Consider the following 25,775-nt stretch of genomic DNA (forward strand, 5'->3'; position numbering starts at 1 on the left):
GCAGCAGTGACGTCTACAATCTCCCATTTAGCGTCACGTGGTGTGGGATACGTGGGGGGCTCACCCGCTTCTGTATTTCTTCTTAGGGTAGGATTGAGTCGTCACCGTATCTGCTTAGATTTCAAGGGAACATCATGCTTATTTCGGCTCTTGTATGCACTGTTATTGGACTTGCTCTGCTCATAGCTGCTCTTGCCACAGGCATGCTGTCTCTTGCATGGGTGTGTATCGGTGTCTGTGTTCTGGGATTCATCTTTCTCATCATTGATATTGCGAAAAATCATCAGAAAAAAGACAACAAAAAAGAACTCTCTGATGCTGATGCACCTGCCGACAGTATCGATGGCACCGATAACTCTAGTAACTCTAGTGGGTTTAGTACCTCCGGTGATGCAGAAGCCACTGCAGGCACTGTAGGAAACAGTACAAACTCTTAAAACTACGTCACATCACGCTATATCTTTGTTACAGTTTTATTACCGCGGTTTATTATTGTGACAATTGTTGCTGTAACAAGAACAATCGTTACAATAAAAATCTGGCATTGATCCGTTATCAGCGGGGAGCCTTCGGAAGAACAGTTATTGATATAAAAGCTGCATGAAGAACTACTTCTGCACTATTTGGTAACTCAGTAGAACCGGACGGGAGAGCCCGATATAGCTCTAATGAAGCGGATTGCGGATTCTGCAATCAAGCGGGGTGGTACCGCGAAGCACATGCCTCGTCCCCGTGACCAACACATATTGATGTTAGGCACGAGGAGTTTCGCCCATATGAGTACCGATTCTCACAGTACTAAAACCAGTGTTGGTGCCGCCTACCCAAAAAGCGATATGACGAATGGGCGCGGCACTACTAGTCCCTCTTTCCCAGAATTAGAGCAAGAAGTTCTGAAGTACTGGGAAGAACATGAGACGTTTAAAAAATCTGTTGCGCAGCGTGAGGATGCGGAAGAATACGTCTTCTATGATGGTCCTCCGTTTGCTAACGGTCTTCCGCACTACGGTCACTTGTTGACGGGGTACGTCAAGGACATTGTGCCGCGGTTCCGAACGATGATGGGCTACAAAGTTGATCGTCGCTTTGGGTGGGATACACACGGTTTGCCTGCAGAACTAGAAGCAGAAAAACAGTTGGGTATTAAGAACCGTGCCGAGATCGATGACATGGGTCTGGCAGAGTTTAATGCCTACTGCAAAAAGTCTGTTCTGAAATACACACAGGAGTGGAAAGACTACGTCACGCGGCAGGGACGCTGGGTAGATTTCGACAATGGTTATAAGACTCTTGATATCGGTTATATGGAGTCTGTGCTGTGGGCCTTTAAAACTCTTTATGATAAGGGACTTATCTATAAAGGATTCCGGGTACTGCCGTACTCCTGGGCGGAACACACACCACTATCTAACCAGGAAACTCACCTGGATGATTCCTACAAGATGCGGCAGGATCCTGCGCTAACAGTAGCTATGCCGCTTTGTATCCCCGCAGATCATCCTCTGTCTGGTACACCCTTTGATGGTGCAGCTGCCCTCATCTGGACGACGACGCCGTGGACGCTTCCCTCTAACCTGGCTATCGCCGTGCATCCCAATGAGACTTATGTGGTGGTGGAAGTAGCAGGGGAGAAGGCACCAGCACAGTTTGCGGGAAGCCGAGTTGTTCTTGCGGAAGCACGTCTATCTGCTTATTCTCGTGAGCTCGGTAAAAAGCCAAAGGTTATGGCACGGGTTACCGGTAGCGAATTGGCGGGGCTTTCCTACACTCCGGTTTTCAACTACTTTGCCGATAACGCCAATTCTTTCCAGATTCTGCTTGCTGATTACGTCACAATGGATTCTGGTACTGGTGTTGTCCACCAGGCTCCTGCTTTCGGCGAAGACGATATGAATACGTGCAATAAGTACGATATTCCGCTGGTTATTCCCGTTGATATGGACGGTAAATTCATTTCTGAAGTACCAGAGTATGAGGGGCTTTTAGTCTTTGACGCCAATCCTCGCATCATTAAGGACATTAAGGGATTGGGGCGAGTTTTCCGGCAGGAAACTATTGACCATTCCTATCCGCACTCGTGGCGTTCGGGAGAGCCTCTTATCTATATGGCATTGCCGAGCTGGTTTGTGGCTGTCACGAAATTCCGAGACCGTATGGTGGAGCTCAACCACGATGACATTACGTGGATTCCCAGCCATATTCGCGACGGACAATTCGGGAAGTGGCTCTCTAATGCGCGTGACTGGAATATCAGCCGTAACCGCTACTGGGGTGCTCCTATTCCTGTGTGGGAGTCTGATGATCCGAATTATCCGCGTACGGACGTTTACGGTTCTCTCGATGAACTAGAACGCGATTTTGGTGTGCGTCCCACCAACCTGCATCGCCCCGATATTGACCAGCTGGTACGTCCTAACCCGGATGATCCGACGGGTAAATCAATGATGCGCCGCGTCCCCGAAGTATTGGACTGCTGGTTTGAGTCAGGTTCCATGCCCTATGCGCAAGTACATTATCCGTTTGAGAATAAGGAATGGTTCGAGTCCCACTACCCGGGCGATTTCATTGTTGAATACATTGGGCAAACTCGTGGATGGTTCTATACCCTGCATGTTTTAGCGACGGCACTTTTTGATAAGCCTTCCTACAAAGCGGTTGTCGCGCACGGTATTGTGTTGGGCAATGATGGCCTCAAGATGTCCAAGTCGAAGGGCAACTATCCTAACGTCAACGAGGTTTTCGATCGTGATGGATCCGACGCCATGCGGTGGTTCCTCATGTCTTCCCCAATTCTGCGCGGCGGCAACTTGGTCGTAACAGAGCAGGGCATTCGTGACGGTGTGCGGCAGGCACTTCTACCACTGTGGAATACGTACAGTTTCTTCCAAATGTATGCGTCTGAGGAAGCAACATTCCGCACTGATAGTGCAAATGTTCTTGACCGCTACATTCTCGCCAAGTTGGCGGAAACACGTGATGTTCTCACTGAGCAGATGATGACAACGGACATCGCCAATGCCTGTGAAACGCTTCGTCTTTTCATCGACGCTCTTACGAACTGGTATGTGCGTCGGTCCCGTGCTCGTTTCTGGGAGGGGGAGGAGTCTAGTCAGGATGCTAAAGACGCCTTCGATACTCTCTACACGGTGCTCGAGGTAACGTGCCGATTGGCTGCGCCACTGCTACCGTTCGCGTCGGAGGTTATCTGGCGGGGCCTTACTGGTGGTGAATCAGTACACCTTACGGATTGGCCAGAGTCTGATCTCCTGCCGCATGATGCGGAGCTGGTAGCTGCGATGGACCGTGTGCGGGTAGTGTGCTCTACAATCTCCTCTATTCGTAAAGCGCATAAGCTACGCGTTCGCTTGCCACTACTGTCGGCGACTGTCGCGGCCCCGCACGTGGATGCACTAGCACCTTTCACCGACATCATTGCGGAAGAAATGAATTTGCGGGAGGTAAAACTTACCGATGACGTTGCGTCCTACGGTGAATTCCAACTACAAGTGAACGCTAAGGTTGCGGCGCCACGTCTGCGTGGGGATGTCCAGAAGGCTATTAAAGCCGCTAAGGCTGGCGACTATGAGGTTCATGCAGACGGTACTGCCACAGTAGGCGGTATTGAGTTGAAGGATACAGAGTATACGCAGCGTCTAGTCGCGCAGAATCCCGATTCCACCGCTGCTCTTCCAGACGGTAAGGGACTCGTCATCTTGGATATGACTCTTAATGATGATCTGGAGTCTGAAGGATGGGCCAAGGACCGCATTCGTGAAATACAGGATGCTCGGCGCGCGGCTGGACTGGAAGTCTCCGACCGCATCAGCCTTACCATGGGTGTGCCCGAGAAACTACGTACCTGGGCGGAGCGGCACCGCGATCTTATCTCTGGTGAAGTCCTGGCAGTTGACCTTACTATTACTACTCCAGAACAGGGTGGAGAGCTCGATCTGGGTGATGGTGTAACAGGCAGTCTTCATAAAGTTGCACAGTAGAAACAGTAGAGGCAGTAGAGAATAATCGAAGGCTCCTTCCCATAGCTCACAGAATGAGGTGAGTGGGGGAGGAGCCTTTTATCTACCGTTTGTAGATAGTAATAGTCGTAGGGCTAGCCCATCAGGCTATTAACCCATGAAGGAGACGTTTTCGCCATTCTTTGCAAGAGTTTGGCGGATAACAATAGCGGATACCAGCATAGAAATACCCAGCAGAATGGCCATGACTCCCAGCGCCCACGCAATACCGATGAGTGAGGTGAAGGGAGAAATGATAAGTAATAAGCCAATAATTACTTGTGCAACACCACTGGTAATAACTGGCCAGCCAACACCTGCTACTGCAGTGACGCTGCCGGCACCAATATTGCCAATACCAGAAACAAGAGCAACAATACCGAAGATCAAGGCGAGAACAACACTGAAGGTGTCCGGGTTAATTGCTGCCGCAATGCCGACGATAATGCCCACTACTGAGAAAAAGACCCCCAGACCCCAGAGTGGGGAAATTTCTTTTGTTGAGACGGACAATGCACCAAGTGCAAGAGAACCAACAATAATTCCCACAGCGCAGATAATAGTGACAACCTTGACGGTACTATCGGGCCACGCCACTGCAACAATTCCAATCAGGAGGGCAAAAACACCTACTATTAGCCATGTACGCCACAAATCGCGGGCTGCCTTTTCCATGAATTCCATTTCTTCTCCAAGCTATGGTGGTCGGTGCGGCACAAAAGTACCTAACTCTCTGCTTCCAGCATATCGGTCAGTATTCCTGCTGTCCTCGAATATCCTTCGCCACTTCTTCTTTCTCTTTATGGGCAGAGTGTGACATACACTGGCACTGTGGACAGCAGTGCATACCATCTTTCTTCTAAGGATCTGGCGTGTCGCCAGAATAGATGGGTATTGCACTGTGACATGGATGCCTTCTTTAGCTCTGTTGAGCAGCTCACCCGCCCTACCTTGCAGGGGCGTCCTGTCCTAGTAGGGGGACGTTCAGGTCGTGGGGTAGTAGCGGGGGCATCGTATGAAGCACGTGCATTGGGATGTCATTCGGCTATGCCTATGCATCAGGCAGCCCGGCTTATTGAACCACGTGGTGTTGTTGTACCAACTCGTGGAGTGGTGTACCGCACTGTCAGCCGCCGTATATTCCGGCTACTACGAACGTATGTCCCGGTTATAGAACAGCTTTCCGTCGATGAAGCATTCCTCGAACCCGCAGAATTACATGGGTGCACGGGGGCTGACGTTCTTGAGTATTGTGAAATGCTGCGCAGCGTTGTGCGAGAAGAGATTGGGTTATCTCTTTCTTTTGGGGCGGGAAGTGGGAAGCAATACGCCAAAATTGGGTCAGGAATGGCGAAACCGGATGGTGTGCAGATTATTCCAGCATCCCTTATGAATAAAATTCTGCGTCCGCTGTCAGTACGAAAATTGTGGGGAGTGGGCCCCGTCAGCGAAAAAAAGCTGCAGAAAGAAAACATTCTTACCATTGGTGATCTAGCAGATCTCTCAGAGAAGGACGCGAAAGCATTACTAGGGTCTGCAGTGGGCCGACAATTACAAGGGCTAGCACGTGGCTTTGATAATCGCCCAGTATGCGAGCGGGCCATCGCTAAACAAATCAGTTCCGAGTCTACTTATCGGACAGATATTACTGATAAGGCCGGCATTATAGCGGCTATTGACGATAATGGTGACGATGCCCACCGGCGTCTTCTCCACGATGGGCGTGCCGCCAGAACCGTTACGGTTAAACAAAAACTGTCAGATATGACCATCATCTCACGGTCCGCAACATTGCCCTATGCCACTACCGATATACGGACTTTACTGGCCCTCGCACACCGGCTTGCCCTTGATCCTGCCACGGTGGGAGCATGTCGTCTTGTGGGAGTTGGGTTTTCTGGGCTTACTACTGTTCAGCAGGAATCTCTTTTCCCTGGACTGGACTGGGAAGTCAATATTGAGGAAGAACGCGACAATAGTGACGCTCAAACAGTAACTATCCCCGGTACAACGGGACAGGGAGTATATGGCTCTGAGCGTGCCTTATTACACATGCCGGACTGCCCACGCTGGCAATCCGGCATGGACGTTATGCATCCTACGTATGGGTTTGGCTGGATACAGGGGGCGGGCCAGGGGAAAGTATCCGTCCGATTTGAAACGCGTACTAGTGGCCCGGGGCGAGTGATAACGTTTACAGAGGAAACTGCCGACCTTACTCCGGCAGATCCACTACTCTGCCTCGACTGGCCAGAAGAAGAATTACACCGACTACATGCAGATTAATTATGCACTGGTTCTATGCGGGTTCTAGGCATGTTTTATGCGTGGAGAATGTTCTTAATTTGCGCAGTGGAGTAGCCCGCTTGGAGTAGTGCAAGCAAAAGTATGCGGCACTGTGGAGCCCGTAAATTTTTGATTAAGGGGATACCTGCTGCGGCCAAATCCGCACCACCGCCAGTGCAGCCGTACAGTGCTGATACTGGCCCTAACGGTACCCGGGAGGTCACCACGAAAATAATCTCAGGATACGTTGTGCGTAACTCATGAAGAACGGTAGCAGTGGCAGCGGGAAGATTACCGCTGCCCAACGCTTCAATAATGATGGCGCGTACAGGAACAGCACCGGATGGTTCACACGCAAGACGTAAGAGGGACCCATCATCCCCGAAATCGACTGTCACAATACGCACAAGGGGAGTATTGACGGAAAGACGAGGGATCGGATGTATAGGCATGTCAACGAGCAACTCAGTTAACCCAGTGCTTGTCGCGTTTGCCGGGCAGACGGAGGCAAATGCGGTGCGCTGGTCTGTCGCTAGTTTTAACGCTCCCCACGCAGGAAGGATAGCGCCGCCAAATACTATTTTTACAGTTGACTCTGCCTGTGGATTAGTGACGTAACTCAGTGCATCAGCAAGATTCTGAGGGCCATCTGGAGTGCTGCTATCTGCGGCAAAAGTAGCCCCAGTTATGGCGAGTGGACAATGATAGTGCGCCAGTGGACATACAAGCTGTAGCCAGAGCGCTGTCGATTCTAGTGTGTCGGTGCCATGTACCACCACGATACCCGTTGCACCAGCGTCTAAAGCTGTAAGGACCGCATCGGTCAAACGGTCAATATCTGTGGGGAGAAGCTGGGAGGAGTCTTTGTGATAGACGTTATTCACGTGAATAGTGGCGTTTTTCTGTACAACGAAGGGATGGTCGGAGGGCAGCGTTCGTAACAAATCCTCGCCGCTAAGAGATGGCGAGAGACCATTATTCGTATGTTCGTGAGAAGTAGTAGAAGCAGTACTGGAGATCGTTCCACCAGTAGCTAGCACAACAATATTCGCGGTAGTCACCCTTTAAGAGTGTGGGTTTTGGGAGTAAAGGTCAATAGCGACGTGCCGGCAAGTGACAACACTCCATGCGGAGAGATGACTTAAAAACGAGTAGTGTGACTGTAGAACACTAGTTGACCTTCTAGGAGCCCTATGACTGCACGACGCATCGGTGCGACCCTTATCGCTGTTACAGCGGTAATGGCGTTAACTGCATGTACTACCTCAGTACCACCTGAAGTAGAGGCAAGCCGTAGTGCTGCTATGAGCTCATTAAAACGGCCGGCGATCCCCGAGCCTACCTTGCAGCAGCTACAAGCACTGTTGGACCGTGCTCTTGATCCGAAAGTACCAACAAAAGACAAACTTGACACTGTTGAAGATGGTGAAAAATCACCAGAGCTTTTCGAGAAAATTACGCAGGCCAAGCAAGAGTCCAACGCCACTATTAAACTTTCTGGACAGATTATCCCCACTGACCCCACTACTCGCACTGTGCATGTTGAGATGTCTATTCCCGGCCAGCCTCCCCAGGGCAGTGAAGTGAAGTTTATCTACGACAAGAAGAAGTGGAAAATCTCTAAGTCGTACATGTGCAACACCATTTCTTTGCTCATGCCAGATAGCGTGCCGGCAGTGTGCAACACGTAATATCATTCCGTCACCCCGCCAATAGCCTCAATAATGCCCTGTAAGGAGATCTAGCGAAGAGTGCCCGTACCACAGAAAAAACAGTCGTCATACGATGCGTCCGCTGCTATTGCTGCACGTCGGGCTGCATATAAGCGGCGCACTCTTTTCTTTGCTCTCGCTGGCATTATTCTGGTTATTGATTACCTCACAAAAGCATGGGTAGTAGTGACTATCCCGGTAGGGGAAACACATGCATCCTGGGGAAATATTCGGATTACGCATGTACTGAATTCCGGTGCGGCATTTGGATTAGGGGAAAAGTTCACAGTTTTCATCACTATTTTCAGCATGGTGATTATCTCTGCTGTTGCTTCTGCGCTGTGGCGTACCACAAGTAATGCGTGGGCTACTGGGCTGGCATTAATACTAGGTGGGGCTTTTGGGAATCTCTATGATCGGCTTTTCCGTCCACCTGCAGCATTTTCTGGGCACGTCATTGACTTTATTTCAGTGGGAAAATTCCCTGTTTTTAATGTTGCTGACAGTGCCGTCACTATTGGTGTCGTTATTGTTCTTATCTGCTTATTGGTGGGTAAAAAGTTAACAGTGTCCCCGGCTGCAGAGAAAACCGATGCGTCGTCGCAGGTGTCTCACTTATGAGTGATTATCGCGCAATGTCAGTGCCCGACGGCTTAGTTAATCTTCGTGCCGATGTCGCATTGTCCCGTCTTTTGGGTGTATCGCGGAGTGCTGCTGCAAATCTTGCAGAAGAAGGCCATGTGATGCTCGATGGGGTTGCTATTGGCAAGTCATTCAAAATGGTGGAGGGGTTTCTGGAAGTGACATTGCCAGATCCGCCACAGCCTCTTACTGTTGTGGCGGAACCAGTTCCCGGGATGCATGTTGTTTATGCTGATAACGATATTGTGGTCGTGGACAAACCAGCTGGCGTAGCTGCCCATCCTTCTTTGGGGTGGACTGGCCCCACTGTTGTGGGAGGTCTTGCCGCTGCCGGATACCGGGTTACTACTTCTGGACCGCCGGAGCGAAAAGGCATTGTGCACCGTCTTGATGCGGGTACCTCAGGTCTTATGGTGGTGGCTACGTCAGAACACGCCTATAGCGTGCTGAAGCAGGCTTTTAGAGACCGGACTGTGGAAAAAACCTATCATGCCATCGTGCAGGGGTACCCGGATCCGTTGTCAGGAACAATTGATGCTCCTATTGGCCGACACACCGGTAATGATTGGCGTTTTTGTGTACGCCCAGATGGGAAACCCTCCATCACTCACTATGACACCGTGGAAGTTTTCCGGCGGGCAACACTTCTTGACGTGCATCTAGAAACGGGGCGTACCCACCAAATACGTGTTCACTTTTCAGCTCTTCATCATTCTTGTGTGGGGGACCCTACCTATGGTGCAGACCCCACATTGTCTGCACGGTTAGGCCTTGAGCGACAATGGCTGCATGCTAAAAAGCTAGGTTTTGTCCATCCTGCAGATGGCCGATGGGTGGAATTTGAGAGTGATTATCCAGCTGATTTAGCGCGCGCCCTGTCCATTCTTCGAGAAGAAAGCTAAAAGCGTTAGCTCGTCCACCCGGGTACTGGCGATGTTGGACACGTCTACTAAACTAGTCACGTACTGACAGAGTAATAGCATTCTTACAACGGTAGTTGCCAGTAAATATGTAGTTAGCTGTTAAATCCTAGATAGAGAGAGGGGATGGCAGTGGGCAAGTCATCATTTGTCCATCTCCATAACCATACTGAGTTTTCCATGCTGGACGGTATGGCAAAGATCGATAAGCTCATGGAAGAGTGCAATCGTCTAGGTATGCCAGCAGTGGGAATGACCGACCACGGCAATATGTATGGGGCATCCGATTTTTATAAAGCAGCAATCGCTGCAGGTGTAAAACCCATTATCGGTGTGGAAGCATATATTGCCCCCGGATCCCGTTTTGATAAGACCCGCCAGCGTTGGGGTGATCCGTCGCAACGCGGCGATGATGTTTCCGGTTCAGGCGCCTATACCCACATGACATTGTGGTCAGAAAATGAAGAGGGATTGCATAATCTCTTCCGCCTGTCCTCCCTTGCATCCTATGAAGGACAATTGGGTAAATGGCCTCGTATGGATGCTGACCTTATCTCTCAATATTCAAAAGGTGTCATTGCTTCTTCTGGTTGCCCCTCCGGCGAAATTCAGACTCGTTTACGCCTTGGCCAGATAAAGGAAGCCTACGAGTCCGCGGAGAAGTGGCAGAGTATTTTCGGCAAAGAAAATTTCTTGCTGGAGCTTATGGACCATGGCATTGATATTGAACGGCGAGTCCGTGAAGATCTTCTCAAATTGGGAAAAGATCTTGGCATGCGTCCCGTCATTACCAATGACTGTCACTACGTCACACAAGATCAGGCGAAGGCACACGAAGCTATGTTATGTGTGCAGACGGGAAAAACGCTCTCTGATCCCTCACGCTTTAAATTTGATGGTGACGGCTATTACCTTATTCCACCAGAAGAAATTCGTGCTCGCTGGGATAAGGAAGTTCCAGGGGCATGTGATACCACACTATGGATAGCTGAGCGCGTTGGCGACTATTCCAACGTGTGGAAATATCATGACCGGATGCCCAACTTCGATACTCCACCGGGCTACGATGCAGAAGCCTGGCTTCGTCATGAAGTGAAGGAAGGCCTTGAATGGCGTTTCCCTGATGGAGTGCCGCAAAACTATATTGAACGTGCCAATTACGAGATTGACGTTATTATCCAGAAGGGGTACCCAACCTACTTCCTGGTGGTGGCCGACCTGGTCAGCCATGCACGTGAAGTCGGCATTAAAGTTGGTCCGGGGCGTGGCTCCGCCGCAGGCGCTCTTATTGCCTACGCCTTGGGTATTACTAATATCGACCCGGTCAAGCACGGTCTTCTGTTCGAGCGCTTCCTTAACCCAGAACGTCCTTCCGCTCCTGATATCGATATGGACTTCGATGATCGTCGTCGCGGGGAAATGATCCGCTACGCATCTGAGCGATGGGGTGCAGATAAAGTAGCACAGGTTATTACCTTCGGCACTATTAAAACTAAGGCTGCTATTAAAGACTCGGCACGTGTCCAATTCGGGCAGCCTGGGTATGCGATCGCAGATCGTATGACGAAGGCACTGCCGCCAGCGCAAGGTGCGAAGGATATTCCACTTTCCGGCATTATGGATCCTAACCATCCCCGGTATGGTGAGGCTTCCGAGATTCGCGCCCTCATCGAAACCGACCCGGACGTACAGCGTATTTATGAAACAGCCCGTGGTCTGGAAGGTATGGTTCGCCAGGCGGGTGTACACGCGTGTGCTGTCATTATGTCCAGTGAGCCACTGTTGGACTGTATCCCTATGTGGAAGCGTACCCAAGACGGTGCTCTTATTACCGGATGGGACTATCCTTCGTGTGAGGCTATTGGCCTGTTGAAGATGGACTTCCTAGGGCTACGAAACCTCACTGTTATTGGCGATGCGCTGGAAAACATTAAGCGCAATCGCGATGGGGAAATACTTGATCTTGATCGTCTTCAGCTAACGGATGAAAAATCGTATGAGTTACTCCGCCACGGGGATACGCTGGGCGTTTTCCAGCTTGATAGTGGCGGTATGCGTGAGTTGCTGAAAAAGATGGAGCCAACAGGCTTCAACGATATTGTTGCCTCGCTGGCACTGTACCGACCAGGGCCGATGGGGGTGGGTGCACACTGGGCGTATGCGGATCGTAAGAATGGGCGTGCCCCGGTAGAGCCCATTCATCCCGAGCTTGATGAGCCGCTGAAAGATATTCTCGCGGAAACATACGGCCTTATTGTTTACCAAGAGCAGATTATGCAAATTGCTCAGAAGGTAGCGGGCTATTCTCTTGGCCAAGCAGATTTGCTCCGTCGTGCCATGGGTAAAAAGAAGCCGGAAGTATTGGCGAAAGAGTTCGACAACTTCCAGGCCGGTATGCGCGAGCGTAACTATTCTGACGAGGCTATCAAAGTTTTGTGGGAGACGATTCTGCCCTTCGCCGGATACGCGTTCAACAAGTCGCACGCGGCAGGATATGGACTGGTCAGCTACTGGACTGCCTATTTGAAGGCAAATTACCCGGCTGAATATATGGCAGCACTGCTCACTTCTGTGGGTGATGATAAAGATAAGACAGCACTGTATTTGTCGGATTGTCGCCGTATGGGTATTCAAGTCCTACAACCGGATGTGAACGAATCTATTTGGAACTTTGCACCAGTGGGACAAGATATTCGTTTCGGTTTGGGCGCTGTACGTAATGTTGGTGAACAGGCCGTGGATGAGATTGTTGATGCGCGTACTGTACAGGGCGCATTTACAAACTTCACTGACTATCTCAACAAGATAGGGCAGACAGCTTGTACGAAGAAGGTTACGGAATCTCTTATTAAGGCAGGAGCTTTCGACTCTCTGGGACATTCTCGAAAAGGACTTTTCGAGGTGCATTCAGATGCTATTGATGCCGTTATGGGGACGAAGAAAGCCGCTGCAGCTGGACAGTTCGACCTTTTTGCAGGCTTCGGAGCAGAAGAAGATAACTCTGTGAGTAACGCTTTTGAAGTGCAGGTGCCGGATGATGAATGGGATAAAAAACAACGTCTTACTTTAGAACGAGAAATGTTGGGACTCTATGTTTCTGGACATCCACTGGATGGTTTGGAAACAGCGTTACAAGAACGTACAGATACGTCCATTACCACTATTCTGGAGGGCGAACTTCCCAACGGTAAAACGGTCGTCATCGGTGGCATCATCGCGGCAGTTGATCGACGCGTCAACAAGAAGGGTGAGCCGTGGGCCATTGTTCGCATCGAGGATCTGCAAGGTGGAGTGGAGGTGCTCTTCTTCCCGCGTCTTTACCAAAAGATCGGTATGCACATTATCGAAGATGCAGTTGTTATTGTCCGAGCGCATGTCAATATCCGCGATGACCGCATGAGTATCTTTGGTGACGATCTTACTGTGCCTGATTTTAGCCAGGATGGTATTGCACCAGTCTTTAATTTACGGCTTAAGACACAAATGTGTACGCCCGAGAGGCTAGCTAAGCTACGTGATATTCTGCAACGGCATGCAGGACCATCGCCTGTTGTAGTAACACTGGAAGCAGAGGGAAGAGTGGAACGACTTGCTTTGTCGGAGGCTCTCCGAGTGAGACAAAGCAGTGAGTTGATCTCTGATCTAAAAGCTAGTTTCAACAGTCACTGTGTGTAGTGGGCTAGTATAAATACTGTGAATAAAAATCCTCTAGAACCCCAGGTTATTATGCCCACAGCTGCCGATGTTGAAAAAGCTGCGGAAATTATTAGTGGAGTTGTGGAGCGTACTCCGCTGTATTACTCTCCACGTCTTTCGGAAATGACGGGCGCTAAGATTTACCTGAAGCGAGAGGATTTGCAAGGTGTCCGCTCATACAAGATTCGTGGTGCCTATAACGTTATTGCGCAGCTTAACGACGAACAGCGTAGGGCCGGCGTTGTAGCGGCATCTGCTGGTAACCATGCGCAGGGGGTAGCGTACGCGTGTCGCACCTTGGGAGTACAGGGACGTATTTATGTTCCCTCTAATACTCCTAAACAAAAGCGTGATCGCATTATGTATCACGGTGGAGATGCAATAGAGCTGGTAGTAACAGGTAATTCTTTTGACGACGCCGCTGCCGCCGCTATGCAGAATGCGCAGGACTCGGGGGCTACATGGGTGGCACCGTTTGATAATCCCAGCACTATTGCAGGACAGGGGACTGTTGCCCGAGAAATCGTTGAGCAACTTGCTGATATTGGGGAGCAACCCAGTATGGTTATTGTTCCAGTGGGGGGTGGTGGTCTCCTTTCTGGCGTTGTCACCTATCTTGCCGAGACGAGTCCCGAGACAGAAGTCATTGGAGTGGAGCCGGCGGGAGCGGCATCTGTAGCGGCAGCTCTGGATATGGGAGGTCCTGTTACTCTGGGGGATACTGACCCGTTTGTGGATGGGGCAGCCGTCAAGCGTTGTGGCGATGTTACCTATGCAATACTTGATGCCCATCGTAAGATGATTGATCTTCTCACTGTCTCCGAAGGCTCTGTCTGCACAGAGATGTTGGATCTTTACCAAAATGAGGGGATTATCGCCGAACCAGCTGGTGCTCTTTCTGTGACGGCCCTGCAACAGTTGCGTTTTGCTCCAGGAAGCTCAGTTGTGTGTATTATCTCCGGCGGTAACAATGATGTTTCTCGCTATAGCGAGATTATTGAACGTTCTTTAGTTGACCGAGGTCTTAAGCATTATTTCTTAGTCAACTTTACGCAGAAACCAGGTCAACTACGTGAGTTTCTCGACCGCGTGCTTGGCCCGGATGACGATATCACCCTGTTCGAGTATGTGAAGCGGAACAATCGTGAAACTGGTGCCGCATTGGTTGGTATCCAATTAGGAACCGCTACTGGGTTGCATGCTCTGCTCCATCGTATGGAAGAAAGCGGTATCGAGTGTGAGCGATTACTCCCAGGTACTCCAGCGTATGAATACCTGACGTAGTGGTTGAAAAGTTGTCTGTAGACATCCCTCAGTTTTGTAGTCTAAGTACTGGATCTTCGGTTACCGCAGAAATTGAGATTAAGCGGTCGCAGTTTATTTGTTATCTGCAACGTGTAGAAAATGAGCAGGATGCCCGTGCTTTTATCGAGGAGATTCGGCGTCTGCACCCGACAGCCCGCCACCATTGCACGGCTTTTCGGTTAGGTGGTGGAAGTGGTGACGTACAAGAGCGTTCGAGTGATGATAGAGAGCCCTCCGGGACTGCTGGTAAACCGATGCTTGCCGCTTTGCGTGGTGCAGATCTTGTTAATGTGTGTGCTGTTGTGGTGCGCTATTTCGGCGGTATTTTGTTGGGCACGGGGGGATTGGTGCGTGCCTACACCGATGCTGTAAATAAGGGGATTACTGCGGCACGCCAGTCGAAACGTCTTGCCGTTTGCCGACTAGTAGATCTGTGGTCGGTACAGGCCCCCATTATTGATGTGGGACGGTGGGAAGCCGATTTACGGGGGAGAGGTCTTGAAGTAGTTGATGTCTTTTATGGTGAAGGTTTACTCCCCGTAGACGCAGTAGACACTGCACGCTCTGGAGAGTCTGCACAAACTAGTTCAGCGATCGCTGATGACGTGGAAGCGGCACGGCATCCTGATCCTATGGCTTCCGTAATAGTGGTGGCTGTAATGAAACCTGCTGATGCTGCAGTGTTCTGTGAACACACATCCGCCCTGTCGGCGGGTTCTCAAAAACCTTACCGAACAGGGCGGATGATGTATGAATCTCAACTGATGTAAAACATCTTAATGTTTTACATCAGTGTTTTTGTGGATAGAGACAAACAACAATTAAGGAATTATCGTCTATCTCTTGAGTCTTACTGGTAGTAAGGAGGTACGAACTTGCAGTCGACCTGCTTGTAGTCACGGCCAGTGAGCATGTTCTCAACAACCTGGTAGGTAACCGGGTCGTAGGTCATGCCGAAGTGGTCAGTGAAGTCCTTCTTGCAGAGGTCCTGGATGATGACGTTGTTGACGCCCGGTTCCTCGATCATATCGTGGGTGTAGGGGGTAACAACATCGTCGTACCGGGTGGTGATAACGGTGTACTTAACGCCAGGCTTGGTGATGCCGCCGGCTTCGAGTTCCTTCACGAAGTCAGAACCAACAGTCTGCTGACCATCAGCGGTGACGTTGGCGTAATCCCACATCTTCTGCCACTTGTCGTTGAGGCCAGCAGCCTTGATGAGAGAACCAACACCGTAGAGGGTGGAGCCGTGGTTAGAAGCAACTAGGCCGATGGTGTGGCGAACAGTCTTATCGCCGCCGTACCACTTGATGTAGGCGTTCGGGAGAGCGCCGCCACCCTGGGAGTGACCAACGAAGTCGACTTTCTTGGCGCCAGTGCGCTTCATGACGTACTTCACGAAAACGCCGAGGAACTGAGCGGAAGCCTTGATATCACCGTTGAACGGCATAGCTTCGTTGATGTCATTAGGATGAATGAGTGCCTTCATGACATCCGGGCCCGGGTTGTAGTTGAAGGTGTAGGCGCACAGTCCGGCCTTGGCCAGCATAGGACCGTAGTATGCCCACGTTGCGTAAGCATCTTCACTGGTACCGGGGATCAGAATGATCGGTAGAGCGTGCTTGTACTTGGGCTTGCAAGAGAAATCGTTCACGCCCGTGGGAGCAGTTCCGTTGTGCTCCTTGGAGTACTTAGAAGCAGCAGGGAAGTTGTTTTGAATGGGGCCGACACCCTGGTTCGGCATACCCCACTCATCAGAAGTCTTGTTACGAATACCGCCGAATTCATCGCGAGGGTAACCGGGGACGTCCGTGCTAGCGTTCGCCAAAGCGGGAGTGGCACTGAGCGCCATTGCGGAGGCGCAAAGTGCAGCAGTGAAGCGGCGACTGAGAGTGGTCATGGAAAGCTCCTATTGACAGTATATATGGGGAGATAGGAGGGGATTGGCTCACGTTCAAGCGGGTCAATCCGGCTCTGAGAGTTAATCTATGACGCTAAAAACAGAGCTGCAAGGTAGTTGCCTTCATCTTGCAGATACTTTTTGTATGCATTTTTGTTAGATTTCTCTTTTTTGCTGATAGGGCATTGTTTTTGAAATTATGTGAACAATTGACCAGTTGTCGTAGTTGTCAAAATTTATGGGAGTAAATACACCCTTGATAAAAATGATTGCTCAACTATTAGCTGACAGTGGTCTTTTAAGGCTTATGTCTATAGAGCGCGTGATGTGTAGAAAAGTATCGGTGTTCATGCACCGTGTCCATCGTATAGTCGTTTTATAGTTGTGTGGGGCTCTCGATACATGAGAGCCCCACACAACTATTGACGTTACTGATACTGAATTTGTCTACACTATTCCGTTATTACTGAAGCCATTATCGAGAGCGACGATCACCTTTTGATGTCGTGGTTGCGGGGGGAAGGATTTCCGTTCCTGGGTAGGACGTAGTGTTGAGATCCTGTCCGCGCTTGGTCACCGGACCCCAATGAGTAATGGCATTGAATTGGCGGGCAAATTCCGGAATAAGAGACTGTACGAAGGAATGTGTCATGTGGTGCATATCCCGGTACACCATGACATTGCCAATTACAGCGGGGCAAACAGTGCCAGGGCACAGTGCATCCGTGAAATCCATAAGATGGACATTGGAAAGTCCTCGCGACGCTTCAATAGCAGGATTCACGGGGGACATTGCAAGATCACGTGGTATGCCACAGCTCGTGGCATCTCCACCTTCTTCTAGGCAGTCGGGAACTTTGGCGGGTCTATCTTCCCGCGTAGACCAGGGAGTGTCACGGACGAGAATCATCTGAACGTTCTCTTTATTGAAGGATCGCCACAAGTCAGCATAGTAATCTGGGACGACGTCGGGTCCTACACCAGTAAGTTGTGCGGGACGAGTGGCAGTAGTGAAGACATAATCATATTTCTTCTGGAGAACGCGGTTATAGACTTTCTTATTCCACTCTAGGCAGTTGTAGTAAGGCTTATTAGTAAGAGGATTGTTGATCATGCCGCTGATCATGAACGGGCAACCCATCTTGAGATAAACATCAACACGGAAGTTTTGGCGACGTCCCAGGATATCGAGGGCTGTCAGCCAGTGTTCGGCGTGTGATCCACCCACTAGAGCAATGGCACGTTTGGCGTGGACATCTCCATAAATACAGGGGTGTCCTTTTTCTTCGCGCCATATCTTCTTCTCGTGGATATCAGCATCATCGAAGTTAGAAATACACCCATCAAAAGATGATCGCGGGAGAGTACGGCTAGCGTCAATAGGGCGTGGCTGGTAGTCAACGTTATTCGGGATGGGCATGTTTTCCGTAATGGCACGGGCACCCGGATAATCGGCAGTGAGGACGAGCGTCATTTGTCCATCAAGGCTGTTGATATAGCGTTTCCAAGAAATATGGAAGCCTACTAGGCAGAATGTTAAGACAACAACGAGAGTACCGGCAATGCTCTTCCATGTGAGCCAGCTTCGTTTGGGGCGTAATGCAGCAAGAAGGCGTTCTTTGAACGCAGGCTTTTCTACTACGCCATCCTGGGCAGCAGTAGGTTGCTTCTTTTTTAGCCGCAGTGGTTCTTCAATGTAGTGGTGTGTGAACCATGCTAAGACCAAACTGACAACGAGGACGAAGATACCGATCTTATTGGAAGGTTGTGGACGTTTGAGATGTGTACAGGCAAGAATGAGCAACGGCCAGTGCCACATATAAAGGGCATAGGCAAGACGGCCTAATTCGCGCAGTGGTTTAGACGCAAGAAATGCGGTGAAGGGGGCATTCCGCCACGTCAGTTCTTCACCTTCGGGAGCTTGGCCCGCAATGATAAGGAACACTGTGGCAATAAGGACATAAAGAGTCCACGGTCCGGGGAACTCATCAACGCCGTTAAAGATAAGGCCACATGTAAATATGGCGAAAAGACCAATGACTGTGAGGAACCAGCGTACCCAGTGATTACGGACTTCAATTTTGTGTATCACTGTGGCAAGGAGACCACCGAGGAAAAGTTCCCAAAGACGAGACCAGGTGTCATAGTAGTTGAGCATCTGGTTTTCGCGGTGGAGATAGATTGCGTACACAAAGCTGAGGACAGTCCCAATGCCGAGAATAACCGCCATGGGGGTAAAGATGGATTTACCTGGCCAGAAACGGTGTAGTAGCCACCCCAGACCGCAGCAGAGCAGAATGATCATGAGGTAGAACTGACCCTGTACAGACATCGACCAGAGGTGCTGTAGCGGGCTTACCGCAGTGCCTGCTTGAGCATAGTCTTCGGACTGTGCTGCCAGTTTCCAGTTCTGGTAGTAGAGCAGTGAAGCCAACATCTGATCATTAACGTTGGCCCAGCGTGTACGGGGGAATACGAGAATAACGCCAATTCCAACGGTAGCGAGAACAACCACCATAGTGGGGAGCAAGCGACGGATGGTTTTCCAAATGGACCGGAGCGGGTTGAGGCTGCCGTAGCGGTCAACATTGCGCATCTGGGAACCGATGAAGAAGAAACCAGAGAGAGTGAGAAACACGTCTACGCCACCGGACACGCGACCAAACCAGATGTGGAAGATAACCACCAGTGCGATAGAAAGACCGCGTAACCCATCAAGGTCATAGCGATAGGTATGACGATGTTGGGGGATAGGGGGGCGCGTTGCGGGACTCGCTGTTTGTGCAGAAGAAGTGTTGTCTTTTCGTGCCATATCTGTCTTAATCAGGTCTTTAGTGTCATGTGCGTACTCCCCAGAAAGGAAGTACGCCTGCTCAATATGCTATAGGGAATGACGTTGTATAAACGCGACCGTCATTCACATCCTACCGTTCCTCACCTCTAAAGCCTGCATTGGGAGCGTTCTCTACGCGGTTGACATGGAGCTTTTACAAGCAGATACAGTAAAAAGGCATAATAGAACAGTGTTCAATTATTGGTGAAGGACCTACTATTTATGCCTTGTATTAACGACATACTACAAACGGATCGCCATCACATCTGGCACCCCTACAGTCCTCTACCTGGGCCGCCACAACATGTTGTGAAAGCCGCCAAGGGTCCATATCTGACGCTCGATGTTGCTGCTAATTTTCTCTCTGAAAAAAGCGCAGCAAACAACGATGATTCAGGCAAAAGGGTAACGTGCAAAGTTCTCGACGGCATGAGTTCCTGGTGGGCGGCTGCCTATGGATACCGTCACCCCGATCTGGACGCTGCTGCACACCAACAAATCGACGAGTTCAGCCACGTCATGTTCGGTGGATTGACACATGCACCTGCGGCACTGCTCACCGATACACTCTTAGCAATGGTGCCAGAGGGCCTAGATACCGTTTTCTTCTGCGATTCTGGGTCAGTGTCTGTGGAAGTCGCCGTCAAAATGGCATTGCAGTACTGGCGTTCCCATACAGATACCGCACTTCATCGCAAAACAAAACTGCTGACGTGGCGAGGTGGATACCACGGAGACACTTTCACACCAATGAGTGTGTGCGATCCCGATAATGGCATGCATACTCTCTGGCAAGGAATTGTGCAGCCACAAATATTTCTTCCCACTCCGCCACCAGATACAGAGACAAGTCTGCGCCCAGCAGTAGAAGACACAAGCGTGGAAGAGTATTTAGAACACGCAGAACATGTCCTACACGAGAATGCGGATACAGTAGCCGCCTGCATCATTGAGCCGGTTGTACAGGGCGCAGGCGGAATGAAGTTCCACAAACCAGCTCTGGTACGTGGGCTAGTTGAACTATGCCAACGCTACAACGTACTCGTCATTTTTGATGAGATCGCTACCGGTTTTGGTAGAACAGGCACACTATTTGCAGCGGACGCATGCCATTGCACGCCCGATATTATGTGCGTCGGTAAAGCATTAACAGGAGGCTATCTAACCTCTGCGGCGGTACTAGCACAGCCTGAAATAGCTACTGTGATCTCGAAGGGAACAGGGGCTTTCATGCATGGCCCTACATTCATGGCCAATCCGCTGGCATGTGCTATCGCCACGACTGCCTGCCAGCTGGCGCAACATGCTCATGAACAGGGAGAAGTCCTACGTATTGAGCGTAAGTTACGTCGCGGACTGTCCCCGGCCGTGGGACTTCCCGGCGTTGCTGACGTAAGAGTAAAAGGAGCTATTGGGGTTATCCAACTGACGGATCCAGCGATGCTCAATGTGGACGCAGCAACTGCAGCCGCACTGCGGGAAGGAGTCTGGCTGCGTCCCTTCCGCGACCTCATCTACTGCATGCCGCCCTTCATCTGTACAGACACGCAGATCGCCACAATAGGCCGCGGCATGGTTGCAGCCGCACAAACAGCGGTCCGCTAAAAACCGTTTCACCATTCCATTTGTTTCTCTACAGACCAGGTTTCTGAGTGTTAAAGGACGCTTCTATGACCACCATTATTTTCGTTACTGGAACCAACACTGATGTTGGAAAAACCGTTACAACAGCAAGCGCAATTGCAGCAACCCACCACCAGGCTCCGCACCTACGAATAGGACTCATAAAGCCAGCACAAACTGGTGAACCACCCATTCCGGCCAGCGATCTCGGCTCGTATCACCATGGTGACCATGGTGATGTGGCAGTGGTGCGTCAACTTCTGGGAGCCCCGCATCATGATTCTGCACAACATGATGTGCAACCCCTACGGGTGTGGGAGGGGGTTCGCTATCCTGAGCCGCTTGCCCCCGATATGGCGGCGCGTCGGGCACAGCAAAGCCTTCTTACCGCAGCTCAGTTTGCCGAAATTATCGTGTCTGCAGCGCGGGAAGTAGATGTGCTTTTCGTAGAAGGTGCGGGGGGACTCCTTGTTGGTTTAGGAGAAGAAGCGGATGGTTCACCGACCACTCTTATAGAAATTGCTCAAGAAGTTCGCGCATACGCCGGTATGAGCGTGAGTTTTCTACTTGTGTCGCAGCCTGATCTGGGAATGCTGAACCAGTGTGCACTGACGTGGCGAGAATTAAACCGAGCAGGCCTCACCATGTGTGGGATAGTGTTTGGGACATGGCCTACGGATCCTGATCTGCCCATGCGGTTAAATGCTGCAGAAGTAGAACGGATAACAGGTGTTCCCGTCATTGGGAAAATACCGAGTGGGGTGGGGCAGATTGATAGTGAGCAGAATAAAACTATGCAGTGTGGCAGTGTGGCGTGCACAAGTGAACAGTGGTGGACAGTATTGCCCTGGTGTAAGTAGCTCAACAGTCAGCACTACTCTCGGCGTAAATTCATAAAAGTATGTGCTACAGGGCTGACATGGGTCACTGTGAGGCTGTTATAGAACGCTATAAGGAACTTACGGTGAGTCCCTTAATGAGGGTGTTAAGTCCTCCTTCAAGCGTCTCGAAGGAAGGAGAAGTAGGGGTCTGTGTTTCTGTGAGCTCAGCAAGTTGGAGACGGCTTTGCTCATCAACGAGCGCACCCAAAATAAAGAGGAGTAATACGCGGGCATGGAGTTCGGGGGTGGGGCTTACTGTGTGAAGAATAGTTGTTAGGGCATCGAGCTGGGGGAATGGTGAGGTTTGTGAAGCGAGTGAGGTGCTCATTAATTCACTTCCGTCTCTAAAGAAGAGGGCCCTATTCCGGAGATCTTCCGCTACTGTCACTATTTCTTGCGCCCATGTGTGAGGGGTCGTTACGTGTAGCGGGGGGAGTGAATTATCGCGAGTGGGGAGGTCACACGAGAGAATATGGGTGCATACGGCGCCGAGGAGTGCCTGTTTATTGGGGAAATGCCAGTAGAGGGCGCCGGGCTGTACGCCTAGTTGGCTAGCTACTTTTCGGATGGAGAGGTCTTGTAGGCCATAAGTCTGCAAAATGTCGGCAGCAGCATGAATGATACATTCACGGGAGAGCTGCGTCATGGTTATCCTTCGTGGAAGTAGAAATTATCTCTTAAACAGTGTTCAATAAAGCTATGTCTTATGGTAATTCTACGGCAGCAGCGGGATTAAGCACCGATGTTGCAACAGCAAATGGAACAAACACACCCACTCTGCCGAAAACGTCTGAACTACCAGACGATATTCTGGCACGTGCACGCGTCTATGCGTATGACCTCGGTATCGCACTTCCCGAAGAAGATCTTGTCCAGGTTTTCACACTTCCCCCCGAACGTATTCGGGAAGCCCTCGATCTTGCCCAAGAGATTCGCGAAAAATGGTGTGGCAAAGAGGTCGAGCTAGAAGGAATTGTCAGTCTTAAAACTGGCGGATGTCCAGAAGACTGTCATTTCTGTGCTCAATCTGGGGTGTTCGAGTCTCCCGTCCGCAGCGCTTGGATTGATATCCCTGCAGTTGTTGAATCGGCAAAGCACACTGCGAAAACTGGCGCAGCAGAATTCTGCCTTGTCGCTGCAGTGCGTGGGCCGGATAAGAAACTGATGAGCCAACTCAAAGCTGCAGTGGAAGCTATCCGTGCCGAAGTGGATATACATATTGCCTGTTCGCTCGGTATGCTCACTGATGAACAAGCAGATGAACTAGCCGCTATGGGAATCCACCGGTACAACCATAACTTGGAAACAGCGCGCTCCTATTTCCTCAATGTCGTAACTTCACATACGTGGGAAGTACGCCGAGCAACTCTTGAACGTGTTCGCAGCCGCGGCATCAAATTATGCTGCGGTGGCATTATTGGGCTGGGAGAAAGTATTGAACAACGTGCTGAGTTCGCCACCCAGCTCGCAGAACTTGGGCCTACCGAAGTGCCCATTAACTTCCTCAACCCGCGCCCCGGGACACCTTTTGAAAACCTCCCACTGGTGAGTATGGAGGACGCACTACGCACCGTCGCGGCATTTCGTTTCGCGCTTCCCAAATCGACTATTCGTTTCGCTGGCGGCCGAGAAATCACTCTCGGTGATGAAGGTATGCGCGATGGTCTCACCGGGGGCATTAACGGATTTATTGCTGGGAATTACCTCACAACGTTGGGGTGTAGCGCGGAAAACGATCTTGATATGCTCTCTGAACTTCATATCCCCATCCGTGAGAAGAAAGACGTCCAGTAATGCGGAATGTCACTAGCACTGACTTACGGGACATGATGCTGCGAGGGGAACCCTTCCGCTTTGACCCCTACCGTGGTACAGATTTATCGAAAGATTCTCCACGTCCCTTTAAAGCCGCGGAATTAGGGCTAGAGCCGTTTCGATACTGTCCCATCTGCGGCAGACGAATGGTGACACAAGTGATGCCCAGTGGGTGGACTGCGCGCTGCTCACGGCACGGAGAAATATCGTCCTACCTTTTCGAACACTAGATATACGCACAAACAAATAACGTCAGCAGGGTAATTCTGTGTCTTTAGCGGAAGGAGGACGCAGAATTGCACTGGCATCTGTAATTTCACAATGATTATGGACAAAGCGAAAAAGACGCGCAGGGCGTCCACCCTCTGCACCTGGTGTGGTCGTTTCCCCGGTGGGTTCAATAACGTGTCGACGCTGTAAAGTACGCTGCAGGTTTGTCGCATCGACACGGTAGTGGAGTGCAGCCTCGTAGATGGCGCGCAGTTCCGAGATAGTAAATTCTTCCGGAGAAAGCGCGAAGCCTAAGTTGGTATATCCCAATTTGCTCACTAAGCGGTGTTCCGCAGCAGCAATAATCTCTGCATGATCCGCTGTTGTACGAGGCAACTGTGCAACCGGGATCCATGCAGTGTCCGATGGTAGCTGCGGGCATGCCGTAGTGGGGACAATTCCCAGAAAAGTTGCGGCAATAACACGCCCGTCGCGACGACGCTCCGGGTGGGAAAAGACTTTTAATTGTTCAAGGTGGGAAAGGGTATGCACATCAACTTTTTCGGCCAGTTGGCGCGTAATGGATTGGGTAATGTCTTCATCGTCGCGTAGCCATCCGCCGGGCAGCGACCAGACTATTTCAGTAACAGGATGAGGATTTGTAGGGGAGTGGAGAGCAGTGAATGCGCGTGCTTGCTGCCACAGAAGGACACAGAGTTCCTGGGCATCGTCACTGCTGCGTCGCCGTACTTGAAAGACAGCTACCCGTACTTCCATCCGGCTGGTAACATTCCACATAGTTTTCGATTATAAGTCGAAAACCTCCTTGGGAATACTACTTCCAGCTCAGGAGCGCGCATAATGACTGAAAAACTCACACAACTCGATTCCCCACTACTTGCCCACATACACAAAGATGCCACCGGCCTCTACAACGGCATCACCGGAAACAAAGAATGGGCCACAGAAATACGACGACTCGCCGCTGCCCGCGACGCCGTCATCCTCGCCCACAACTACGAACTTCCCGAAATCCAAGACATAGCCGACTACACAGGGGACTCCCTCGCGCTTTCCCGCATTGCCGCAAAAGACCCACACTCCACCATCGTGTTCTGTGGTGTGCACTTCATGGCAGAAACCGCCAAAATCCTCTCACCAGATAAACGCGTCCTCATCCCCGACGCGCGCGCCGGCTGCTCGCTAGCAAACTCCATCACCGCCGAAGAACTAGCCGCCTGGAAAGCTGACTACCCAGACGCCATCGTCGTCAGCTACGTCAACACCACCGCCGTAGTAAAAGCCCTCACAGATATCTGCTGCACCTCCAGCAACGCAGTCGACGTAGTGAAATCCATCCCCGCCGACCAAGAAATACTTTTCTGCCCCGACCAATTCCTCGGTGCACACGTCAAACGCGAAACCGGGCGGGACAACATCCACATCTGGATGGGAGAATGCCACATCCACGCCGGCATCAACGGAGACGTTCTTGCCGCAACTGCCCGGCAACACCCCGACTCCGACCTTTACATCCACCCCGAATGTGGCTGCACCACCTCGGCGCTCTACCTCGCCCAGGAAGGCGTAGTACCGCAAAAACACGTCAAAATCCTCTCCACCGGCGGCATGCTGGAAGAAGCCGAAGAAGCAGAAAAACGCGGAGACCAAGAAAACGTCCTAGTAGCAACCGAAATCGGTATGCTGCATCAACTCAAAGCAGCCGCACCCGACGTCACCTTCACCCCCATCAACCCCCATGCGGCCTGCCCATTCATGAAAATGATCACCCCCGCCGCCCTCCTCCGCTGCCTCACCCTCGGAGAAGACGAAATCCACCTCGATAAAGACACCATCGATGCGGCCTACCGCCCCGTGGAACGCATGATCTCCATTGGACACACCCCCGCAGCACGCTAACTCTCGAAAAGAGACACCC

The 25,775-nt window shown here is 50.9% G+C and carries 20 protein-coding genes; 14 read left to right on the forward strand and 6 right to left on the reverse strand.

What is annotated here, in order from left to right:
* Nucleotides 1-134 precede the first annotated feature (134 nt).
* Both QZV76_RS03590 and ileS read left to right on the forward strand, forming a co-directional pair.
* Entirely contained in the window at nucleotides 135-437 is a 303-nt protein-coding gene (locus tag QZV76_RS03590) for a hypothetical protein (RefSeq protein WP_290598419.1), read from the forward strand.
* 339 nt (nucleotides 438-776) lie between these two features.
* A complete protein-coding gene (ileS, locus tag QZV76_RS03595; RefSeq protein ID WP_290598420.1) occupies nucleotides 777-3,995 on the forward strand; it encodes an isoleucine--tRNA ligase in 3,219 nt (1,072 codons plus the stop codon).
* A gap of 129 nt (nucleotides 3,996-4,124) precedes the next feature.
* On the opposite strand, the gene QZV76_RS03600 is transcribed toward ileS, so the two are convergent.
* A complete protein-coding gene (locus QZV76_RS03600; RefSeq protein ID WP_290598421.1) occupies nucleotides 4,125-4,697 on the reverse strand; it encodes a DUF308 domain-containing protein in 573 nt (190 codons plus the stop codon).
* Nucleotides 4,698-4,844: 147 nt separating this feature from the next.
* Here QZV76_RS03600 and QZV76_RS03605 point away from each other — a divergent pair, with 147 nt between their 5' ends.
* Nucleotides 4,845-6,299, forward strand: a complete 1,455-nt coding sequence (locus tag QZV76_RS03605; RefSeq protein ID WP_290598454.1) for a DNA polymerase IV — start codon at nucleotides 4,845-4,847, stop codon at nucleotides 6,297-6,299.
* 35 nt (nucleotides 6,300-6,334) lie between these two features.
* Here the strand turns inward: QZV76_RS03605 and QZV76_RS03610 are convergent, their stop codons facing one another.
* Nucleotides 6,335-7,360, reverse strand: coding sequence for an asparaginase domain-containing protein (locus tag QZV76_RS03610; protein ID WP_290598422.1), 1,026 nt, complete (start codon nucleotides 7,358-7,360; stop codon nucleotides 6,335-6,337).
* A gap of 132 nt (nucleotides 7,361-7,492) precedes the next feature.
* On the opposite strand from QZV76_RS03610, the gene QZV76_RS03615 reads away from it, so the two are divergent.
* From QZV76_RS03615 to QZV76_RS03640, 6 genes are all read left to right on the forward strand, one after another.
* Nucleotides 7,493-7,990: a hypothetical protein gene (locus QZV76_RS03615; protein ID WP_290598423.1), complete on the forward strand. Its 498-nt coding sequence runs from the start codon at nucleotides 7,493-7,495 to the stop codon at nucleotides 7,988-7,990.
* A 60-nt stretch (nucleotides 7,991-8,050) separates the two neighbouring features.
* On the forward strand, nucleotides 8,051-8,632 hold the full coding sequence (lspA, locus tag QZV76_RS03620) for a signal peptidase II (RefSeq protein ID WP_290598424.1): 582 nt from the start codon (nucleotides 8,051-8,053) through the stop codon (nucleotides 8,630-8,632).
* Nucleotides 8,629-9,555 (forward strand): RluA family pseudouridine synthase, encoded by a 927-nt coding sequence (locus QZV76_RS03625; protein ID WP_290598425.1) that lies wholly within the window; start codon nucleotides 8,629-8,631, stop codon nucleotides 9,553-9,555. The genes lspA and QZV76_RS03625 overlap by 4 nt, the downstream gene beginning before the upstream one ends.
* A 144-nt stretch (nucleotides 9,556-9,699) precedes the next feature.
* Complete coding sequence (gene dnaE, locus QZV76_RS03630) at nucleotides 9,700-13,248, forward strand: DNA polymerase III subunit alpha (protein WP_290598426.1); 3,549 nt, start codon at nucleotides 9,700-9,702, stop codon at nucleotides 13,246-13,248.
* Between the two features lie 51 nt (nucleotides 13,249-13,299).
* Nucleotides 13,300-14,553, forward strand: a complete 1,254-nt coding sequence (ilvA, locus tag QZV76_RS03635; RefSeq protein ID WP_290598455.1) for a threonine ammonia-lyase IlvA — start codon at nucleotides 13,300-13,302, stop codon at nucleotides 14,551-14,553.
* The gene (locus tag QZV76_RS03640; protein ID WP_290598427.1) at nucleotides 14,553-15,344 is read left to right on the forward strand and encodes a YigZ family protein; all 792 of its coding nucleotides are present in this window, start codon (nucleotides 14,553-14,555) and stop codon (nucleotides 15,342-15,344) included. Before ilvA ends, QZV76_RS03640 begins: the two co-directional genes overlap by 1 nt.
* Before the next feature lie 80 nt (nucleotides 15,345-15,424).
* Here QZV76_RS03640 and QZV76_RS03645 read toward each other — a convergent pair whose 3' ends face one another.
* Both QZV76_RS03645 and QZV76_RS03650 read right to left on the reverse strand, forming a co-directional pair.
* Nucleotides 15,425-16,474, reverse strand: coding sequence for a hypothetical protein (locus tag QZV76_RS03645; protein ID WP_290598428.1), 1,050 nt, complete (start codon nucleotides 16,472-16,474; stop codon nucleotides 15,425-15,427).
* 475 nt (nucleotides 16,475-16,949) lie between these two features.
* Nucleotides 16,950-19,286, reverse strand: coding sequence for an acyltransferase family protein (locus tag QZV76_RS03650; RefSeq protein ID WP_290598429.1), 2,337 nt, complete (start codon nucleotides 19,284-19,286; stop codon nucleotides 16,950-16,952).
* 243 nt (nucleotides 19,287-19,529) lie between these two features.
* Here QZV76_RS03650 and bioA point away from each other — a divergent pair, with 243 nt between their 5' ends.
* Together bioA and bioD are read left to right on the forward strand one after the other, a co-directional pair.
* The gene (bioA, locus tag QZV76_RS03655; protein WP_290598430.1) at nucleotides 19,530-20,912 is read left to right on the forward strand and encodes an adenosylmethionine--8-amino-7-oxononanoate transaminase; all 1,383 of its coding nucleotides are present in this window, start codon (nucleotides 19,530-19,532) and stop codon (nucleotides 20,910-20,912) included.
* Between the two features lie 65 nt (nucleotides 20,913-20,977).
* Nucleotides 20,978-21,790 (forward strand): ATP-dependent dethiobiotin synthetase BioD, encoded by an 813-nt coding sequence (gene bioD / locus QZV76_RS03660; RefSeq protein ID WP_290598431.1) that lies wholly within the window; start codon nucleotides 20,978-20,980, stop codon nucleotides 21,788-21,790.
* Nucleotides 21,791-21,878: 88 nt separating this feature from the next.
* Here the strand turns inward: bioD and QZV76_RS03665 are convergent, their stop codons facing one another.
* Nucleotides 21,879-22,457 (reverse strand): TetR/AcrR family transcriptional regulator, encoded by a 579-nt coding sequence (locus QZV76_RS03665; protein ID WP_290598432.1) that lies wholly within the window; start codon nucleotides 22,455-22,457, stop codon nucleotides 21,879-21,881.
* A 53-nt stretch (nucleotides 22,458-22,510) separates the two neighbouring features.
* Between QZV76_RS03665 and bioB the strand changes: the two genes are divergently transcribed.
* The gene (gene bioB / locus QZV76_RS03670) at nucleotides 22,511-23,605 is read left to right on the forward strand and encodes a biotin synthase BioB (RefSeq protein ID WP_290598433.1); all 1,095 of its coding nucleotides are present in this window, start codon (nucleotides 22,511-22,513) and stop codon (nucleotides 23,603-23,605) included.
* Nucleotides 23,605-23,856, forward strand: coding sequence for a hypothetical protein (locus QZV76_RS03675; RefSeq protein ID WP_290598434.1), 252 nt, complete (start codon nucleotides 23,605-23,607; stop codon nucleotides 23,854-23,856). Before bioB ends, QZV76_RS03675 begins: the two co-directional genes overlap by 1 nt.
* Nucleotides 23,857-23,878: 22 nt before the next feature.
* Here the strand turns inward: QZV76_RS03675 and QZV76_RS03680 are convergent, their stop codons facing one another.
* Entirely contained in the window at nucleotides 23,879-24,634 is a 756-nt protein-coding gene (locus QZV76_RS03680) for an NUDIX domain-containing protein (RefSeq protein ID WP_290598435.1), read from the reverse strand.
* 63 nt (nucleotides 24,635-24,697) lie between these two features.
* Here QZV76_RS03680 and nadA point away from each other — a divergent pair, with 63 nt between their 5' ends.
* The gene (gene nadA / locus QZV76_RS03685; protein WP_290598436.1) at nucleotides 24,698-25,756 is read left to right on the forward strand and encodes a quinolinate synthase NadA; all 1,059 of its coding nucleotides are present in this window, start codon (nucleotides 24,698-24,700) and stop codon (nucleotides 25,754-25,756) included.
* The last annotated feature ends 19 nt before the right edge of the window (nucleotides 25,757-25,775 follow it).

Origin of the sequence: Lawsonella sp. (assembly GCF_011525565.1) — a bacterium.
Taxonomy (GTDB): domain Bacteria; phylum Actinomycetota; class Actinomycetes; order Mycobacteriales; family Mycobacteriaceae; genus Lawsonella; species Lawsonella clevelandensis_A.

Excerpts from the sequence above, each read along its gene's own strand:
- QZV76_RS03590 (WP_290598419.1), top strand. The coding sequence starts at position 135 with ATGCTTATTTCGGCTCTTGTATGCACTGTTATTGGACTTGCTCTGCTC.
- ileS (WP_290598420.1), top strand. The coding sequence starts at position 777 with ATGAGTACCGATTCTCACAGTACTAAAACCAGTGTTGGTGCCGCCTAC.
- QZV76_RS03600 (WP_290598421.1), bottom strand. The coding sequence starts at position 4,697 with ATGGAATTCATGGAAAAGGCAGCCCGCGATTTGTGGCGTACATGGCTA.
- QZV76_RS03615 (WP_290598423.1), top strand. The coding sequence starts at position 7,493 with ATGACTGCACGACGCATCGGTGCGACCCTTATCGCTGTTACAGCGGTA.
- QZV76_RS03625 (WP_290598425.1), top strand. The coding sequence starts at position 8,629 with ATGAGTGATTATCGCGCAATGTCAGTGCCCGACGGCTTAGTTAATCTT.
- dnaE (WP_290598426.1), top strand. The coding sequence starts at position 9,700 with ATGGCAGTGGGCAAGTCATCATTTGTCCATCTCCATAACCATACTGAG.
- ilvA (WP_290598455.1), top strand. The coding sequence starts at position 13,300 with ATGCCCACAGCTGCCGATGTTGAAAAAGCTGCGGAAATTATTAGTGGA.
- QZV76_RS03645 (WP_290598428.1), bottom strand. The coding sequence starts at position 16,474 with ATGACCACTCTCAGTCGCCGCTTCACTGCTGCACTTTGCGCCTCCGCA.
- QZV76_RS03650 (WP_290598429.1), bottom strand. The coding sequence starts at position 19,286 with ATGGCACGAAAAGACAACACTTCTTCTGCACAAACAGCGAGTCCCGCA.
- bioA (WP_290598430.1), top strand. The coding sequence starts at position 19,530 with ATGCCTTGTATTAACGACATACTACAAACGGATCGCCATCACATCTGG.
- bioD (WP_290598431.1), top strand. The coding sequence starts at position 20,978 with ATGACCACCATTATTTTCGTTACTGGAACCAACACTGATGTTGGAAAA.
- QZV76_RS03665 (WP_290598432.1), bottom strand. The coding sequence starts at position 22,457 with ATGACGCAGCTCTCCCGTGAATGTATCATTCATGCTGCTGCCGACATT.
- bioB (WP_290598433.1), top strand. The coding sequence starts at position 22,511 with ATGTCTTATGGTAATTCTACGGCAGCAGCGGGATTAAGCACCGATGTT.
- QZV76_RS03675 (WP_290598434.1), top strand. The coding sequence starts at position 23,605 with ATGCGGAATGTCACTAGCACTGACTTACGGGACATGATGCTGCGAGGG.
- QZV76_RS03680 (WP_290598435.1), bottom strand. The coding sequence starts at position 24,634 with ATGTGGAATGTTACCAGCCGGATGGAAGTACGGGTAGCTGTCTTTCAA.
- nadA (WP_290598436.1), top strand. The coding sequence starts at position 24,698 with ATGACTGAAAAACTCACACAACTCGATTCCCCACTACTTGCCCACATA.